The following is a 17,186-nucleotide window of genomic DNA, read 5'->3' as shown; positions in this document are numbered from 1 at the left end:
CCCGTTTCACAACCTCAAGCAGTTGACCAATGCGGATGCTAAGCAGCGTGCCCCATGCACACAACCATTGATGATCTTGATTCCGGCCGGGATTTCGTCGGCTTGGCGGCGTTTTGGGAGTGGGGAACGGGCCCTTTCGGTAACGCGGCCGTTTCCGCAGAGGATGGCTTGAACCACGTGCTTTTCCACGTCGTCGGAACTCGCCGTGGCACCCGGCTCCCGGACGCGAACGCAGCAGGTGAGCTGTGTCTTCACCGCGGCGACGGCACCGCGGGGCGCACCGCCCGTTGTCGGCCGACGAAAAGGCTCCCTGGCCGGATCACGTGGGTGCTCTCGGGGCCGGCCGGCCCCGCAAGAGCGGCCGAGCCGACGTGGCAACTAACTGCCACGAGGGGTGACGAACGAGGAGACAGGCGTGATCCTCGGCTCTGATTGTCTGATGGTGAACAACCGTCCGTACCTGAGGCGTTCAAGGTCGGCACGATGCTGGGGGTTTGTGTTCAATGTGCGGCATAGTCGGCCTGGTCTCCTTCTCGGACGACCTTTCACAGCGGCCGGATCTGGCCGAGGCGATGCGCGGTGCGCTGCAGCTGCGCGGGCCGGACGAGGTGAGCGACTGGTGCTCCCCGCGAGCCCTGTTCGTCCCCCGCAGGCTCGCCGTGGTCGATCTGGAGGGCGGCCACCAGCCCGCCGTCGCCACGGACGACACGGGGCGTGAGACGGTCGTCCTGAGCTACACCGGCGAGGTCTTCAACTTCGCCGAGCTGCGCGAGGAGTTGCGTCGGCGCGGCCACCGCTTCCGGGACCGCAGCGACACCGAGGTGGTGCTCCGCGCCTACCAGGAATGGGGCGCGGCCTGCGCCGAACGCCTGCGGGGCATGTTCGCCTTCGCCGTCTGGGACGTCCAGCGCGAGGAACTCGTCCTGGTCCGGGACCGGTTCGGCATCTACCCGCTGTTCTACGCGGAGACGCCCGAGGGCTTCGCGTTCGGCTCCGAGCCGAAGGCGCTGTTCACCACCGGGCTGATCGAGCCGGTCGTGGACCGGGCCGGGCTCCTGGAGGCCCTGTCGTTCACGCCGACGCCCGGACACGCCGTCTTCAAGCACACCCGCGAGGTGATCCCCGGCGAGGTGGTGCGCTACTCCCGCAACGGCGTGAGCCGCTCCCGGTACTGGACCTTCACCGCCCGGCCGCACACCGACGACCTGGCCACCACCGAGCGGACCGTGCGCGAGATGCTCGAGGACATCATCCGGCGGCAGGTGACGGCCGACGTGCCGATCTCCTCCATGCTCTCCGGCGGTCTGGACTCCAGTGCCGTCTGCGCCCTGGTCAACCGCTCCCTGGGCGGCGAGGAACGGCTGCGGACCTTCTCGATGGAGTTCGCCTACCACCTGGAGAACTTCCGCCCGGACGAGGTGCACGACTCCCCGGACGCCCCCTACGTCGCGACGATGGCCGCCCACCTGGGCAGCGACCACCGCGAACTGCTGATCGACCGGAGCCACCTGACCGATCCGGAGGGGCAGGCCGCCGTCGTGCGGGCCATGGACCGGCCGGCCGCCGGACTGGACATGTACGTGTCGCTGTACCGGCTCTCCCAGGAGGTCCGCCGCTTCTGTACGGTCACCCTCACCGGGGACGGCTCCGACGAGTTGTTCGGCGGCTACGTGTGGTTCCACGACCCGTTCTACGTGAAGTCGCAGACCTTCCCCTGGCTCGGCGCCTCCCACCAGATGGAGTTCCTCTCCGGCCTGCTGGACCGCGGCCTCTACACGGAGCTCGACTTCCCCGGCTACGTCCGCGAGCGCTACGAGGAGGCGATCGCCGAAGTCCCGCTCACCGGCGAGGAATCGGCGCACGAGCGGCGGATGCGGGAGATCACCTACCTCAACATGACCCGCTACCTGCGGGTCATTCTCGACCGCAAGGACCGCCTCGGCATGGCGGCGTCGATCGAGGGCCGGGTGCCGTTCTGCGACCACGAGCTGGTCGAGTACGTCTACAACGTGCCCTGGGAGATGAAGGTCGCCGACGGGCGCGAGAAGAGCCTGCTGCGTGCCGCGGTCCGGGACCTGCTGCCGCAGTCCGTGCTGGAGCGCAAGAAGTCGCCCTATCCCACCGTGCAGGACCCTGCCTACCGCACCGCGCTGCGTGAGCAGCTGCGCACCATCACCGAGGACCGCGGGGCGCAGGTCAACGGGCTGCTGGACACGGCCCGGGTGAAGTCGGTCCTCACCGACCCGACCTTCGGCCTGCGGGCCGGCGTGACCCGGATGAGCATCGAGGCGGCGGTGCAGCTGCACCACTGGTTCGAGTCCGGGGTGAGGGTCGAGCTCTGATGCCGCTCATCGACGCGCTCGTCGCCGCCTGCGAGAAGTACGGCAGCCGGACCGCGGTGACGCACGACGGCACGGACCACAGCTACGCCGAGCTGGCGCAGGCCTCCGCACGCATCGCGAACGGTCTCGTCGAGCGGGGTGTGGCCGCCGGTGACTCGATCGGGCTCCTGGCGCCCCGCGGCTGGTGGCGCTGCGCCGCCGTCCTCGGCATCTGGCGGGCCGGGGCCGCGGTCGTGGCGCTGGACCCGGCACTCCCCGCGCAACGGCTGGCCCGGATCACCGGGGCCGCCGGGACGGCGCTGGTGCTGCGCGACGCCGCCGTGACCCCGGCGGACCGGCCGGACGAACCGGACGGGGCCGGGATCACCGTGCAGGACCTGCACGGGGCGGCGGCCGACGGGCCGGGGCCGTCCCTGACCGGGCCGGTGGCCTACGTCGTCGCCACCTCGGGCTCGACCGGCACGCCCAAGTGCGTGGCCGTCCCGCCCGTGGTGCTGGAGGACCTCGCCGCCTGGCACCGGGACACCTGGCGGTGGACCGAGGCGCCCCGGACGGCGCATGCGGCGTCCGTCGGCTTCGACGTCGGCTTCCAGGAACTGGTGACCACGTGGACGGCGGGCGCCCCGCTGGTCGTGGTCGACGACCGCACCCGCCGGGACCCCTTCCTGCTCGCGGCTCTGCTCACCGAGCAGACGGTGGTGCGTGCCTTCCTCCCGGTGGCCTCGCTGCACGCGCTCGCCGTCGCCGTGCCGGTGACGGGGCAGCGTCCCACGGCGCTGCGGGAGGTCGTCGTCGCCGGGGAGCGGCTGGTGGTCAACGAGGAGGTGCGGGCCCTGTTCGCGGGCCTGGACGCCACCCTCGTCAACCAGTACGGCCCCAGCGAGACCCATGTGGTGACGGAGCACCGGCTGGCGCCCGGCCCGCAGACGTGGCCGGTGCACCCACCGCTCGGCGCCCCCGTCGCCGGAGCGGAACTGCTGCACCTCGCGGACGGCGTGCTGCGGCCCTTCGCCGAGGGCGACGAGGCCGAACTGGTCGTGGCCGGCCCCTGCCTGGCCCTCGGCTACCTGGGGGACGAGGAGCTGACCGGAGAGCGGTTCCGGACGTTCCCCCACGTCTTCGGTGGCAGCCGGCGCGGCTACCTCACCGGTGACCTGGTCCGTCTGCAGGACGGTGTGCTGCACTTCGTGGGCCGCATCGACGACCAGCTGAAGGTCCGTGGCTACCGGGTGGAGCCCGGCGAGATCGAGGCCGTGCTCGGCCGGGTCCCCGGAGTACGGCGGGCCGCCGTGATCGGCCACGGCAAGGACCGGACCCTGGCACTCCACGCGTACGTCGTCACCGACACCGATGCCGCCGGCCCGGTCGACGCCTCGGCCCTGCGGGCGGCCTGCGCCGCGGCGCTGCCGGACTACATGGTGCCGGCCCGGTTCATCGACGTGCCGGAACTCCCGCTGACGGCCAACGGCAAAGTGGCGCGGCGGGAGCTGAAGGAGCTGGGGGCGGCCCGTGGGTGAGCCGAACCGGGCGCCCGGCACCGCATCCGTCCCGGCCCTGGTCCGGCTCTCACCGGCCCAGGAATCCATGTGGCTGGAACAGCAACTGCACCCCTCGGCCATCAACGGCGGCTTCCTCTCGGTGCTGATCCGGGGTGAGGTGTCCGCCGACCAGGTGCGGGACGCCTGTCTGGTCGTGTGCGAGGACAACCCGCAGCTGCGGGGCCTGGTCACCGACGGCCCCGAGACGCGGATGGCGATCCATCCGGCCGCCGCGGTGCTGCAGTTCGAGGAGCTGGCACTGACGGCCCCGCCGGGAGAGGAGTTGGCTGCGGCCCGCCGCTGGTACCGCGAGAACCGCGTCGGCCCCTGGGACCTGACCCGCCGCTCCCCCATCGCCTTCTCCCTGCTGGACCACGGGGAGGAGCGGCGCACGCTGGTGGTGGGCGTGCACCACATCGCCTTCGACGGACGGTCCAAGTTCGTCTTCGCCCGTCAGTTCCTGCGGGCCCTCGACACGCTGCGCACCCTGGGCCGCACGCCGCGGAGCACACGGCAGGACCTGCCCGGCCACCCGGACATCGACGCCGAGCTGGAACAGGTGGTCCAGCACTGGCTGGAGGCCGACCTGCGGACGCTACCCGCCCTGGTGCTCCCCCTGGGCGACGCCGTCACGCCCGGGGAGCAGGTGCGGCCGACGCCCCGCTTCGACCTGCCGGCCGAGGACTGCGCCCGGCTGCGCACGCTCACCAAGGAGGCCGGGGTGAGCTTCTTCACCGGCCTCGTGGCATGCCTCGGCGCGGTCCTGAACACCTACGGCAACGAGCGGTTCGTCGTGGGGGTCCCGGTGGACACCAGCGTCCCCGAGACCCGCGACCAGATCGGCCTCCAGGTCAATGTGGTGCCGTGTCTGATCGCGGTGGACCAGGACGCCGACTTCCGTGACCTGCTGAAGGTCAGCGGGCAGGCACTCGATCTGGTGCACCGTCATCGCCGCGTTCCGTTCGGCTGGGTGCTGCGCGAGCTGCGCCAGAGCCACGGCGTGGACGTCACCCAGGGCGCCTTCGACCGGATCGGGGTGTCCTATCCCACGGTCGTCCGTGACGTCGGCGAGGTGCCCGGACTGGAGTTCGACTGGGACTTCTTCGCGCCGAACTCCACCCGCTCCTTCGACCTGATCCTGCAGCTGCGCCGGGAGGGCGACACCGCCTACGGGCGGCTCGACTTCAGCGCCGGCGTCATGGACCCGTCGGCCGCGGCCCGGCTGACGGCCGACTTCGCCCGGCTGCTGGGACAGCTCACGGAGCGGCCCGACACCCCGGTACGCCTGCTCACGGAGGGGTACGTACGGACGGCCCCGGCGGACGTCACGGCGGACGACCGGGCGAGCGGGAGCGACGGGGACGGCGCACCGGGCGCCTTCCCCGAGCTGGCTTCCGCTGCGGCCGGCCGGGACGTCTCACGCGTGGCCCGCTGCCCCGTCGAGCAGTTCCTGCCGACGCCTGCGGTGTCGGCCTTCTCACGCGCCGGCGGCCGGGTCCTCCTGGACGTCACCGACCCGGTCCTGGGCCGCTTCGGCAGCTGTGCCTGGCATGCCGACGACCCGTACGGCGTCTGGCTCACCCGTCCCGTCCCCGGTCTCCGGCTGCGGGTGACGGACGCGGCCGGGCGGACCCTGCCCCGTGGCGTCCCCGGCCTGCTCGGCCTCGACGGCGACCCGCGGCGCGGCACGTTCCGCGGCTGGATCGACGCGGCCGGCCGCGTACGCCTGCTGGGTCCCGCGTCCCAGGCGCACGACTGGGTCGGCCGGCACCTCTCGCGGACCCGGGCCGAGGCCGCGGTCGCGGCTCTGCCCGGTGTTCACGAGGCGGCCGTGCTGGTGGACACCGGAACGGGAGACGCGGCCCCCCGCGTGTCCACGGTGGTCGTGCCGGTGCCCGGAGCGGAGGCCGATCAGCGGGCCTGGCGCCGTGCGGTCCGCCGCGCCTGGCCGTCCGGGTGGCCGCAGCCCGCGGTGCACCTCCTCGACCGCCTTCCGCGTACCTCTACGGGTGCCGTGGACGATGCCGCGCTCCGCGCGGCGTTCGGCGGCTGAGTGCCGCCGGGGCTCGCCGACGGCGTCAGCGTCAGTCGGCGAGCCCGAGCAGTTGCAGCTGCTCGCGCGCCTCGGGGAAGTCGAAGGCGCCCACGGTCTCGCACAGGGCCAGCGTGTGCCGGCCGGCGTCACGCACGCCGGCCACGAGCATCTCCTCCCGGTAGCAGTCGCGGATCACCTCTTCGGCGCGGTCGGCCGGGACACCGACCGAGAGCAGTGCGGCGCGCACGGGCCCGAGGTCGGGGCGCAGGCAGTCGTTGACGAAATGAGGCATGCTGCACGCCACCTCGGACCGGGTCCGCGGCGGGAGCCCGGCCCACAGCTCCTTGAAGAACCGGCTGAAGTAGGCGTGGTGGTGCACCTCGTCGCGGACGTGGTCGCCGACCACCTCGCGCACCACGCGGAACACCTTCTCGTCGCGTGGTATCTGGGCCAGGAACCGGGTCACCACGGTCTCGAAGGCGACGACCTGGAGGAGATGGCCCAGCGCGCCGTGGTCCGGCAGGAACCGCTCCACGGTCCGGTCCAGCCGCGCCATCCGCGGGCCGAAGTCGTAGGGCAGCACGGGCGTGGCCGTGACCTTCTCCACCTGCTGCACCACATCGAGGCTGAACAGCGCGTGGTACGCCTCGTCACTGTAGATCTTGAAGGCGTCCAGGCGGGCCTCCGGGCCGACCTCGATGTCGACCTCGCCGTGCGCCACCAGCGCCGCGCCCCGGTTGACCACCTTGGTCTCCAGGTGGGAGGTGAACAACATGTACTGGTAGAAGTGCTGGGTGAGCAGCGCCCGCCGGCCCTCCGCCCCCAGGTCGGCGAGCCCCTCGTGCGCCAGGTGGGGGACGAGCCGCTCGGGAAACACCTCCAGCCCGAACTCGCGGTCCTCCTCCAGCATCCGGCGCGGACCGCTGCGCACTCCGGCGCTCTCGTACCAGTCCTTGGCCACCCGGGGTTGCGTCATCAGTGCCGTGTCCCCGCCGTGAAGGCCGCCGCGACCTGTTCGACGGCGGGTGAGGCGAGCACCTGGACGTGTGTTCCGGGCACACTGCGCAGGTCGAGCTCGCCGTACAGGCCCTCCCAGCTCGCCGCGAGTGCCTCCGGGTATCCGGGCGGGTTGTCCGCGCACAGGAACAGCTGGACGCGTGCGGGGAGCCGCGCCGGGCTGCACTCGGCGACCAGGCCGAGGAGCCGCGCCCAGTCCTCCAGCATCCGGGCCGCCTGCTCGGCGGGTGTCTCGCGGAGCGCAGCCAGGTCGACACCGAAGCGGCGCATCAGCAGCTGCTGTTCGGCGGTGACGCCGAGCACGCCGGTGCCCTCCCGGCGCACCGACTCGGCGAGCGTGAACAGTTGGGCGCCGGTGGCGGACATCCGCTCGGCGTCCTCGGGGGTGCGCTGCGCCAGGGAGTCCAGCAGGGCGACCGATGCCACCTCGTGGCCGAGTGCGATGAGTTCGGCGGCGACCGAGTGGGCCAGGACTCCGCCGAGCGACCAGCCGAGCAGCGCGATGCGCCGGCCGGGCAGGGCCGCGGCCAGGGTGCCCGCGTAGCGGCGCACCAGGTCCTGGTAGGAGGCGTCGTCGGGGTGGGCGCCCGCGACCCGTTCCAGGCCGACGACCTCGATGCCCTCGGGAAGCAGGGACACCAGAGTGCCGTAGCACATCAGGGTGCCGCCGACGGGATGGATCAGGGCCACCGCGAGGTCACCGGGGCGGCCGTCGGTCTCCCGCAGCCGGACCAGGCCGTCGGCCCGGACCGACGTGTCGTCGGCGAGCGCCCCGGCCAGCGCGGCGATGGTGGGGTTGTTCATGAACACCCCGACGCCCAGCGGGCGGCCCAGCTCCTCGGCGACGCGTGCGACCAGCCGTACCGCGAGCAGCGAGTGGCCTCCGTAGTCGAAGAAGTTGTCGTACCGGCCGAGGCCCGGGATGCCCAGCAGCTCCTCGAAGATCTCGGCCAGCCGGGTCTCCACGGGGCCTCTCGGCTCCTCGTCGACCGGCTCCCGCGCCGGGCTGTCCGGCTCCGGACCCGCGGTGACCAGAGTGGCGAGCGCCTCCAGGTCGGGCCGTCCGTCCGCACCGGTGGGAATCGCGGCGCAGACCGCGATGCGCTGGGGCAGCAGATGGGCGGGCACCCGTGTCTGCAGGTACGCCATCAGCTCGCGCGGGGTGGGCGGTTCGGCGTCCGCCCGCGGTACGACGCAGCCCACGGTGTCGTCGTCCCCCGCGCCGGGCAGCAGGGCGACGGCGCCCACGGCCGGGTGGGCGGCCAGGGCGGCCTCGGCCGGGTCGCGCCACAGTTCGAAGCGGCCGTCGGGGGCGAACCGGCCCCGCTCGCCGGTCGAGGTGATGTCCCCCGCGGCCGGGTCGCCGGTGTGCACGGTGCCGTAGAAGCCGAGCGGCAGCGGACGCAGCCGCTCGTCCAGGACGTACCGGCCGGCCCGCGCGCCGAGGGCCACCACGCGTTCCAGCTCATCCGGATCCATCAGGTCGGCGTCGCCCACGGGGGCGTCGGGAGCGGCGAGCAGTCCGTCGAGCAGGTGCAGGAACACCGCCACCAGGCGCTCCACGGTGGCCTTCGCGAAGCGCTGCGCGCTGTAGGCGAAGTCGCCCTTCAGCACGCCGAACTCGTGCAGCAGCGTCAGAGTCAGGTCGAAGTGGGAGGTCGCCCAGCGGAACGGCAGCGGCTCCACCTCGAGGCCGGGCAGCGTCCAGTCCTGCTCCACCTTGCGGCGGTTGAAGACGAGGGCCACCTGGAACAACGGGTTACGGGTGGTCTCCCGTGCCGGGCGCACCGCGTCCACGACCGCCTCGAAGGGCGTCTCCTGCCGTTGGAGGCTCTCCAGGACGGTCCGCCGGGCCGTCTTGAGCAGCGCGGCGAAGCTGTCCTGCGGCGTCACCGCGCTGCGCAGCACGACCGTGTTCTGGAAGAAGCCCACCGTCTCGGCGAAACGCTGGTCGATCCGGCCGCTCATCGGGGTGCCGACCGCGATGTCGGCGGCGCCGGTCCAGCGGTGCAGGAGCACCAGCAGGGCGGCGTGGAACACCATGAACTCGGACACACGGTGGCTGCGGCAGACCTCGGACAGGCGGGCGGCGGTCTTCTCCGGCACGGTGAAACCGACCCGGTCGCCGGTGAACAGGCCGTGCTCCTCGGGGATGTGCTCCTCCGGCAGCGGCAGCACGGGCAGACCGGCCAGCCGGTCGCGCCAGAACGCGAGTCCGGCCGGATCGGGGTCGGCCAGCAGTCCGGCGCAGAAGTCCGCGTACTGGTGCTCGGGTCCCGTCGCGGGGAGGGCGCCGGGATCGCCGTAGAGCTGGTGCAGTTCGCCCGCCAGCGCGGTGGCCGCGACCTCGTCGATGACGAGATGGTGGAAGCACAGCACGAGCGCGTGGTCGCCGGGTCCCAGCTCCACCACGTCGACCCGGAGCAGCGGGCCACGGACGATGTCGAAGGGCTCGGCCGCCCTGCGCACCGCCTCCTCGGCGGCCGCCTCCGCGTCCGCCCCCGGCAGCCGGGTCCAGGTCATCTCGACGGGGGCGGCGGCCCCGGCCGGGTGGATCAGCTGCAGGATCTGGCCGTCGCGCTCCTCGACGGTCAGGCGGAGCGCCTGATGCCGGGACTGCAGCACGTCCACGGCCCGGCGCAGCCGCTCACGGTCGAGTCCGCCCCGCACCCGCAGCACGATCGGCACGTTGTAGACCGCGCTGTCCGGGGCCAGACAGTGCAGGAAGTACACGCCTCGCTGCTGTGGCGTCAGGGGCAGCACCAAGGGTGCGCTGGTCACGGCTTCTCCATCGATGTCTCTCGAACTGGTGTGACGGATGTTCTCGGCGGGAGCCCGGCCCGGTCCCGGACCGGGCGGCACACCCCCGTCAGTCGGCTGCGGCGGCCTCGGCCATGCCGGGCGGTACGGTCTCCGGTTCCTCGGTGTCACCGAAGCCGCGTACGCGCACGGCCAGGTAGCTGGCGCTGGCACCGATCAGGACGACCATGACGACGAGCAGCACCCGGTAGTCGACGGTGGCGATCAGCGCGGCACCGGTCGCCACGGACAGCACCTGGGGCGCGGTGGCCAGCATGCTCGCCGCCGCCGCGACCCGGCCCTGCAGCTGCGCGGGAGAGTGCCGCTGCACGGAGGTGTACAGGCCGACGACCGCGCCGGGGGTTCCGAGGCCCATCACGAAGACGCCCACCAGCGCGGCGGCCACGCCGGGCAGCACGGTCACGGCGCAGCCGAGGGCCATCATGCCGAGTCCGAGCACGGTCAGCACCCCTTCGCGGCCGGGCCCCGTCCGCTTGAGCACCCGCATCCCGGCCATGCCGCCGAGCACCGAGCCGATGCCCTTGGCGACGGTGAGCACGCCGACGAACGCCGCGCTGCGGTGCAGGCCCTGGTCGACGACCGCGTAGATCACGGTCTCGATGAAGCCGAACCCCAGCAGGCCGCCCCCCATGGCGATGGAGACCGCCCGGAGCCGCGGGGTGCGCACCAGGTGCCGCATGCCGGCGAGCAGTTCCTGCGGGAGCCTGCCGTCGGGACGCCCGGGCTGCGGTTCGTCCACCCGGACCGCGAGCACACACAGGGCACAGACCAGGAAGGTGACCACTTCCAGCGCGGCCACGGCACGGGGACCGACACTGACGTACAGGGCCGAACCGACCGCGGGGGCGACGAGCATGCCGCCCTCCTGCATCGTACGCAGCAGCGCGTTGGTCCGGCCCAGCTCGTCGGTGGGCACGAGGCGGGTGAGCAGCGCGCTGCCGGCCGCGTTGTGCATGCCGACGCCCAGCCCGATGCCGAACAGCACCACGTAGAGCAGCCAGGCCTGTTGCTCGTCGTGGACGAAGAACGCCAGGCAGACCCAGGCCGCCAGCGCGAAGTTGAGCAGGGCGATCAGCGGCCGGCGACGGAAGCGGTCGACGACCAGGCCGAGGAACGGGGCGCCGAGCCGGGGCATCACGTAGGCGGCGAAGGCCAGTCCGGCCCTGCCGTTGGAGCCGGTCAGGTCCTTCATCCAGACACCGAGCGCGATCCACAGCGCCGCGTCACCGAAGATCGAGACGCTGGTTCCGGTGATCCACAGCCGAACGTCCCGTTTCCCCGGCTTCCGGGTCGGTGGCGCCTCAGGCTCGGTCTGCATGTGCTTGCTCCAGTTCCGCGGCGAGTTCCGCGACCGTGGGGTTGTCGAAGACAGTCAGCAGGGGGACCTCGAAGCCGAGCCGTTCCTCCAGCAGCCCGCTGAGCCGGGCCGCCGTGATGGAGTCCCCGCCCAGCTCGAAGAAGTCGTCGCCGGGGGCGATCCCGTCGATGCCGAGCACCTGTTGCCAGGCCTCGCCGACGATCTGCGTCAGTCCCTGTCGTACCTCAGACATAGTTCTCCTTGCGCCGCCAGTCGGGGGTCGGCAGCGCCGGCCGGTCGACCTTGCCGTTCGCCGTGATGGGCAGCGCGTCGACCACCGCGAACAGGGCCGGGACCATGTACTCGGGGAGCCGCTCGCGCAGGAAGGCCCGCAGCGCCCGGCGGTCGAGCGGGCCGTCGGCCGTCACCCATGCCACCAGCTTGGGGTCGCCGACGTGGTTCTCCCGGACACCGACCGCGGCCTGGCGCACCTGCGGATGCGTGGCCAGCAGGTTCTCGATCTCGCCGGGCTCCACCCGGTGCCCGCGGAGCTTGAACTGGCCGTCGATCCGCCCCAGGAACTCCATCGCGCCGTCGGCGCGCCGACGCGCCAGGTCGCCGGTGCGGTACCACGTGCGGCCCGTGGCGTCGGCGACGAACCGTTCCGCCGTGAGGCCGGGACGGCGCCAGTAGCCGTGCGAGACCCCTGCCCCGGCGATCCACAGTTCACCGGCCTCGCCGTCCGGCACGGCCGCTCCGGTCTCGTCGCGCAGCTCCGCCCGCGCGCCCTGGACCGGCACCCCGATCGGCACCGACTGGCCGAACTCCTCGTCGTCGGAGATCCGGTGGCACAGCGAGAAGGTGGTGGCCTCGGTCGGCCCGTAGCCGTTGACGATCTCGAGGCCGGGCGCGGCCGCACGGAGCTTGCGGACGTGTTCCACGGACAGCACGTCGCCGCCCGCCAGCACCACACGTACGGCGCCCAACGATTCGGGAAACGTGTCGATCTGACGGTGGAACAGCGCGGCGGTCAGCCACAGCACGCTGATCCGCCGGTCGCGCAGCAGGCCGCCCAGGTCCGCCGGGCCGACCGGTGAGGGCGGCGCCAGCTCCAGGCGCGCACCGTTGAGCAGCGCGCCCCAGATCTCGAAGGTCGCCGCGTCGAAGGCGGCGGGCGCGAGCTGGAGCACCCGGTCCCCGGGGGACAGGGTCACGTAGTTGGGCTCCGACACCAGGTTCAGCACGGACCGGTGGGGCACCAGAACGCCCTTGGGCCTGCCGGTGGAGCCGGACGTGTACATCACGCAGGCCACGTCTTCCGCTTCACCCGGAGCCGGGGTGTCACCCGCGGGCGCGACGGAGCCGTCGCCCTCCGGCTCGGCCTGCGCCCCCTCGCGCACCTGGAGCACCGGTACGTCCTGGCCGGACAGCAGCGCCGCGCCGGCCGGGTCGGCGAGGGCCAGGGCGACCTCGGCGTCGGCGAGGACGCCCGCCAGCCGCGCCGGCGGCTCGCCGAGGTCCACCGGCAGGTAGGCGGCGCGCGCCTTCAGCACCGCGAGCAGGCCCACCACGAGAGCGAGAGACCGCTCCAGGCAGACCAGGACGCGGTCGCCGGGGCGCACCCCGGCCGCGGCGAGGTCACGGGCCAAGTCGTCGGATCGGCGGTCGAGTTCGGCGTAGGTGAGCTGCTCGGTCGCCGTGGCGAGGGCGACGGCACCGGGACGCTGGGCCGCCTGCCGCCGGAATGCCTCGGGGATCGTCACCGGCCCGCCCTCGCGCTCGCGGCGGCGTGCTCCCGGAAGAGGCGCAGGCGGTCCTCGCCCACCTGCTCGCGCAGGCCCGGGTCCGTCACGCCCTGGCCCTCGGCGTCGGCCAGGTTGAGCAGGCCCACCTTGCCTTCGTGCGCGTTCAGCTGGACGGAGCGGGTCGCTTCGGCCGCCTCTTCGAGCGTGTAGACCTGGGACAGGGCAGGCATCACCATGCCCAGCCGCATCAGCCGGTTGGCCTCCCACGCCTCGTCGATGTTGGCGCCGTGGCTGCCGATGATCCGCTTGAGTTTCATCCACAGGTAGCGGTTGTCGTAGGCGTGCTGGTAGCCGCTGCTGGAGCCGCAGGTCACCACCGTGCCGCCGCGTCGGACCACGTTGACGGAGGTCTCGAAGGTGGCCTTGCCGACATGCTCGAACACGACGTGCGGGTCCTCGCCGAGTTCCTTGCGGATGATCGACCCCATGGCCTTCCAGACGGTGCCCGAGTCGTCGCCGTCCCGGTCGCCGAGACCCACGCTGTTGCGGTCGATGACCAGGTGACAGCCCAGGCTGTCCATCAGGTCGGCCTTGTCCGCGGAGCTGACGACACCGACGGCGATGCCGCCCGCCTGGCGCACGAGCTGTACGGCGTACGAGCCGAGGCCACCGGCCGCGCCCCAGATCAGGACGATGTCCCCGGCCTTGATGCGGGCGCCGTTCTCGCTGATGAGCATGCGGTAGGCGGTGCCGAGGCACAGGGTGTTGCAGGCGGCCTCCTCCCACGACAGGTGCGGGGGCTTGGGCACCAGCTGGGTTCCCCGTACCACGGCGAAGTCGCCGAAGGCACCGAAGTTGGTCTCGAATCCCCATGCGAGCATGCCGTTGGTCATCATGCCGTCGCGCTGGCTGACCGGGTCCTGCTCATCGATGTAGGGCGGGTTCACCACCACGTGGTCGCCGGGCGTCCAGTGGCGCACCGCGCTGCCGACGCGTACCACCACGCCGGCCGCGTCGGAGCCGACGACCTGGTAGTCGCGGTCGTGGCGGGCGGTCCAGCGGTCCTGGCGGCCGAACTGCTTCAGGAAGCGGAACGTGGAGATCGGCTCGTACATGGCCGACCAGACGGTGTTGTAGTTCACGGCGGAGGCCATGACGGCCACCAGCACCTCGTCCGGCGCGAGTTCGGGCATGGGCACCTCGCCCACGTGCAGGGTGCGGCGTACGTCCTTGTCCTGCCGCGGGGTGTCGCGGAACAGCGGCTCGTCCTCGCGGCGCAGATACACGGCGCGGTAGGACTCCGGAACCTCGCAGGCCATCAGCTCGGACGGGTCGGCGCCGTGCTGGACCGCCTCGATGAGACTCGCCATAACTGGTACTCCGGTTCGGGATCGTGGTGCGTCAGGACAGGGGGGTGGCCGGGCCGCCGTCGGCCGGCCGCATGGCCGCGCAGAGCTGTCCGATGGTGGCTCGCGCCCGGACCGCCTCGATGAGGGCGGGCAGCACGTTGCGTCCGGCCCGGGCGTCCGCCCGCAGCCGGTCGAGCTCCGCGGTGCAGGGCGGGCGTACGACGTCCCGCCGTCCTCCGGTGGTGGTGTGGCGCTCGGCCTGCAACAGGCCGCGCTCCGAGTCCGAGGGAGCGGTGTCGACGACGCCGACGGTCGGTCCGGGGTCCTGGAAGGCGAGTTCCTCGATCTCTCCTTCCAGCCATCCGCTGCGGATGCCCGCCGTGATGCCGCCGTGCTCCTCGATCCTCTGCAGCCAGTCGTCGACCTCTTTGCCCAGCTCCTCCACCAGGCCCTCGACGACGTGCGAGCCGCCGAGCGGGTCGGCGTAACGGGCGATGTCGGTCTCGTGGGCGAGGATCTGCTGCGTGCGCAGCGCGATCCGGGCGCCGAGCGGACCCGGCGTCTGCACCGCTTCGTCGAAGCTGCACACGTGCAGGGACTGGGTGCCGCCGAGCACCGCCGCGATCGCCTGCACGGTGGCCCGGATGACGTTGTTGAGCGGTTCCTGGTAGGCGAGCGCCGACCCGAAGGTGTTGACCTGGCAGCGCAGCTTCATGGCCCGGGCCTCCGTGGCCCCCCAGCGGTGCCGCATCCGTTCGGCGTACCGACGGCGGGCGACCCGGAGTTTGGCGGCCTCCTTGAGCAGTTCCATGTCGGTTCCGAAGATGAAACTGAACCGGGACGCCACCTGGTCCACCGCGTGTCCACGGTCGACCATCCCGCCCAGGTAGGCGTCGACGCTCGCGAGCGCGCACGCCACCTCCAGGGCGGCGTCCGCCCCGGCCTCGCGGGCGTGGCCGCCGGAGATGGAGATCGGGTTCACCCCGGGCAGGGACCGCACGCAGTACTCGACCACGTCGAGCGCGTAGCGGACGCTGGTGTCGATGTCGTAGATGTAGGCCTTGCGGGCGAGGAACTCCTTGAGCATCTCGTTCTGCAGGGTGCCGCGCAGGACGGCGGGGTCGACCCCGGACTCCTCCGCGACCACGATCCACATCGCCAGCAGCATGGGGGCTGTGGCGTTGATGGTGAAGGACACCGACACCTGGTCCAGGGGGATCCCGGCGAAGACGGCCCCCAGGTCGTCGACCGTGGCGATGGACACCCCGGTCCGGCCGACCTCGCCGTCGGCGGCGGGGTCGTCCGGGTCGAGCCCCAGCTGGGTCGGCAGGTCGAAGGCCAGGGACAGCCCCGTCTCGCCCATGTCCAGCAGGTATTTGAAGCGTTCGTTGGTGGACTGGGCGCTCTGCAGTCCCGCCAGTTGCCGCATGGTCCACAGACGCGTGGTGTACCCCGCGGGGTGAAGACCGGCGTCGTACGGAAACTCACCGGGTATGCCCATGGAGGTCAGGCCTGAGCCGCTTCGCGTGCGTCGTCGACGAGGTCGTGCACCGACTCGGCGAAGTCGCTCACCACCGGATTCTCGAAGACGTCGATCAGCGGGATGTCCACGCCGAACCGCGTACGCAGGGCCGCCACGATGCGCGTCGCGACCAGCGAGTCCACGCCGAGTTCCAGCATGTTGTCGTCCGGACGGACCTCCGGCAGCTGGAGGAACTCGGCCGTCGTGCTGAGCACGGCGGCTTCGACATCGGCGAGCGTGGCCGGAGGAGTTGACATCCCTTGATCCATTTCTGCCATGTGCCGTGCCAGCGCACGCATGGCGCGAGGTGCTCGAAGTTCTGTTGCCCGAAGGCCTGTTGACGGCACCTCAGGGCGATGGCCGACTGCCGTCACCGGGTGATCCGTGCGTTCAACCTAGGAGCGCTCACAACAGGCCAGCAAGGACTCTCCGAGAGAAAACTCGGCATCAACCTGCCACCGCGGACCGGGATGCGCCGTCGGAGGTCAGCGCGGGCTCAGCAGCCCGAGTTCGGCCGCCTTGAGTCCCGCCTCGAAGCGCGTGTCGACCCCCATGGTCTTCAGGATCGCCGCGACGTGCCGTCGGTAGGTACGGACGGACACGTTCATCTGCCGTGCGGCGGTGTCGTCCTTCATGCCTGCGCCGAGCATGCGCAGCGCCTGCAACTGCGCCGCGTCGAGCTGTACGGGACGGACGTCCCGCCCGAGCCGCATCAACTCCGAGCCCTGGCCCCACAGTGCCATCTGGAACTGGTGCAGCGCGTTCGCGGCTTCCCTGTGGGCCACCAGGACCTGGGTCTGCCCGTCCTGCCCGACCGTGTAGACGACGGCGAGATCCGTGCCCACCAGGGTCTGGTCGGGCAACGGCCCGGCGGAGAGCCGGATCTGGGCGCCCGCGGCCGCGAGCCGCGCCAGGCGCGTGCGGGCACCCGGCTCCCGTGCGACGGACGCAGCGAGCAGCAGGCGCAGGCCGAGGCCGCACCCGAGCACCGCCGTGCGGACGAACCGCGAGAAGTCCGACGCCGGACGAAGCGCCATCTCGGCGGCGAACCGGCCGGTCAGCTGGACACCGGTCTGCCCGCCGCGCAACGCGACGAGCGCCCGGTTGACCGCCTCGTAGGCCAGGGCCGGATCGCTGAGGGTGACCAGTCGGTCGGCCCACTCGTCACCGTCGGATCCGATCCCGCCACGTACCTCACGACGCCCATCGAGCAACTGCACAACAAACTCCCCCGTACACGCGGACGCCGACTCCGGTAGGAGCCAATGCCTTTGACGACCGGCCGACGGATCGCATGGTGTGCGCCCGGCGAGCCGTCGCGAGAGTAACGGATAGACGAATGCAAGGATGTGACGTAGGACACACCATGAGGGGCGTCAGGAAGCACCGGGGTCCGATCGACGGCACGCGGGCGGAACTCACGGGCGCGCGAAGGAACAAGCATGACCGACCGATGGGTATGTCTTGACCGTTCCGCCGGGCCCCTGCCCGTGGCAGCCGGCACGGTCGGAAGGGACGCAA

The 17,186-nt window shown here is 72.1% G+C and carries 12 protein-coding genes; 3 read left to right on the top strand and 9 right to left on the bottom strand.

The features are described 5' to 3' along the window. Positions 1-503: 503 nt before the first annotated feature. From asnB to ACIHEJ_RS07700, 3 genes are read left to right on the top strand one after another with little or no spacing between them, the layout of a single operon-like run. On the top strand, positions 504-2,342 hold the full coding sequence (asnB, locus tag ACIHEJ_RS07710; RefSeq protein ID WP_400132965.1) for an asparagine synthase (glutamine-hydrolyzing): 1,839 nt from the start codon (positions 504-506) through the stop codon (positions 2,340-2,342). Further along, positions 2,342-3,859: an AMP-binding protein gene (locus tag ACIHEJ_RS07705; RefSeq protein WP_400132963.1), complete on the top strand. Its 1,518-nt coding sequence runs from the start codon at positions 2,342-2,344 to the stop codon at positions 3,857-3,859. Before asnB ends, ACIHEJ_RS07705 begins: the two co-directional genes overlap by 1 nt. Continuing rightward, a complete protein-coding gene (locus ACIHEJ_RS07700) occupies positions 3,852-5,933 on the top strand; it encodes a condensation domain-containing protein (RefSeq protein WP_400132961.1) in 2,082 nt (693 codons plus the stop codon). The genes ACIHEJ_RS07705 and ACIHEJ_RS07700 overlap by 8 nt, the downstream gene beginning before the upstream one ends. Positions 5,934-5,964: 31 nt before the next feature. Here the strand turns inward: ACIHEJ_RS07700 and ACIHEJ_RS07695 are convergent, their stop codons facing one another. The 9 genes from ACIHEJ_RS07695 to ACIHEJ_RS07655 form a co-directional block, all read right to left on the bottom strand. Next, positions 5,965-6,891: a diiron oxygenase gene (locus ACIHEJ_RS07695; RefSeq protein ID WP_400132959.1), complete on the bottom strand. Its 927-nt coding sequence runs from the start codon at positions 6,889-6,891 to the stop codon at positions 5,965-5,967. Continuing rightward, entirely contained in the window at positions 6,891-9,713 is a 2,823-nt protein-coding gene (locus tag ACIHEJ_RS07690) for a condensation domain-containing protein (RefSeq protein WP_400132957.1), read from the bottom strand. Before ACIHEJ_RS07690 ends, ACIHEJ_RS07695 begins: the two co-directional genes overlap by 1 nt. Before the next feature lie 88 nt (positions 9,714-9,801). Next, a complete protein-coding gene (locus tag ACIHEJ_RS07685; RefSeq protein ID WP_400132955.1) occupies positions 9,802-11,070 on the bottom strand; it encodes an MFS transporter in 1,269 nt (422 codons plus the stop codon). Further along, the gene (locus tag ACIHEJ_RS07680) at positions 11,054-11,302 is read right to left on the bottom strand and encodes an acyl carrier protein (RefSeq protein WP_400132953.1); all 249 of its coding nucleotides are present in this window, start codon (positions 11,300-11,302) and stop codon (positions 11,054-11,056) included. The genes ACIHEJ_RS07685 and ACIHEJ_RS07680 overlap by 17 nt, the downstream gene beginning before the upstream one ends. Further along, positions 11,295-12,812: an amino acid adenylation domain-containing protein gene (locus tag ACIHEJ_RS07675; RefSeq protein ID WP_400132951.1), complete on the bottom strand. Its 1,518-nt coding sequence runs from the start codon at positions 12,810-12,812 to the stop codon at positions 11,295-11,297. Before ACIHEJ_RS07675 ends, ACIHEJ_RS07680 begins: the two co-directional genes overlap by 8 nt. After that, a complete protein-coding gene (gene ccrA, locus ACIHEJ_RS07670) occupies positions 12,809-14,164 on the bottom strand; it encodes a crotonyl-CoA carboxylase/reductase (protein WP_400132949.1) in 1,356 nt (451 codons plus the stop codon). The genes ACIHEJ_RS07675 and ccrA overlap by 4 nt, the downstream gene beginning before the upstream one ends. A gap of 31 nt (positions 14,165-14,195) precedes the next feature. Continuing rightward, positions 14,196-15,644 carry a methylmalonyl-CoA mutase family protein gene (locus ACIHEJ_RS07665; RefSeq protein WP_400132947.1) on the bottom strand — a complete coding sequence of 483 codons (1,449 nt, stop codon included), beginning with the start codon at positions 15,642-15,644 and terminating at the stop codon, positions 14,196-14,198. A gap of 5 nt (positions 15,645-15,649) precedes the next feature. Continuing rightward, complete coding sequence (locus ACIHEJ_RS07660; protein WP_400132945.1) at positions 15,650-15,922, bottom strand: phosphopantetheine-binding protein; 273 nt, start codon at positions 15,920-15,922, stop codon at positions 15,650-15,652. Between the two features lie 228 nt (positions 15,923-16,150). Continuing rightward, the gene (locus tag ACIHEJ_RS07655; protein WP_400132944.1) at positions 16,151-16,885 is read right to left on the bottom strand and encodes a response regulator transcription factor; all 735 of its coding nucleotides are present in this window, start codon (positions 16,883-16,885) and stop codon (positions 16,151-16,153) included. Positions 16,886-17,186: the final 301 nt, after the last annotated feature.

It is taken from the genome of Streptomyces sp. NPDC052301 (assembly GCF_044593395.1).
Taxonomy (GTDB): domain Bacteria; phylum Actinomycetota; class Actinomycetes; order Streptomycetales; family Streptomycetaceae; genus Streptomyces.
This window is presented reverse-complemented; position numbering and strand designations above follow the sequence as displayed.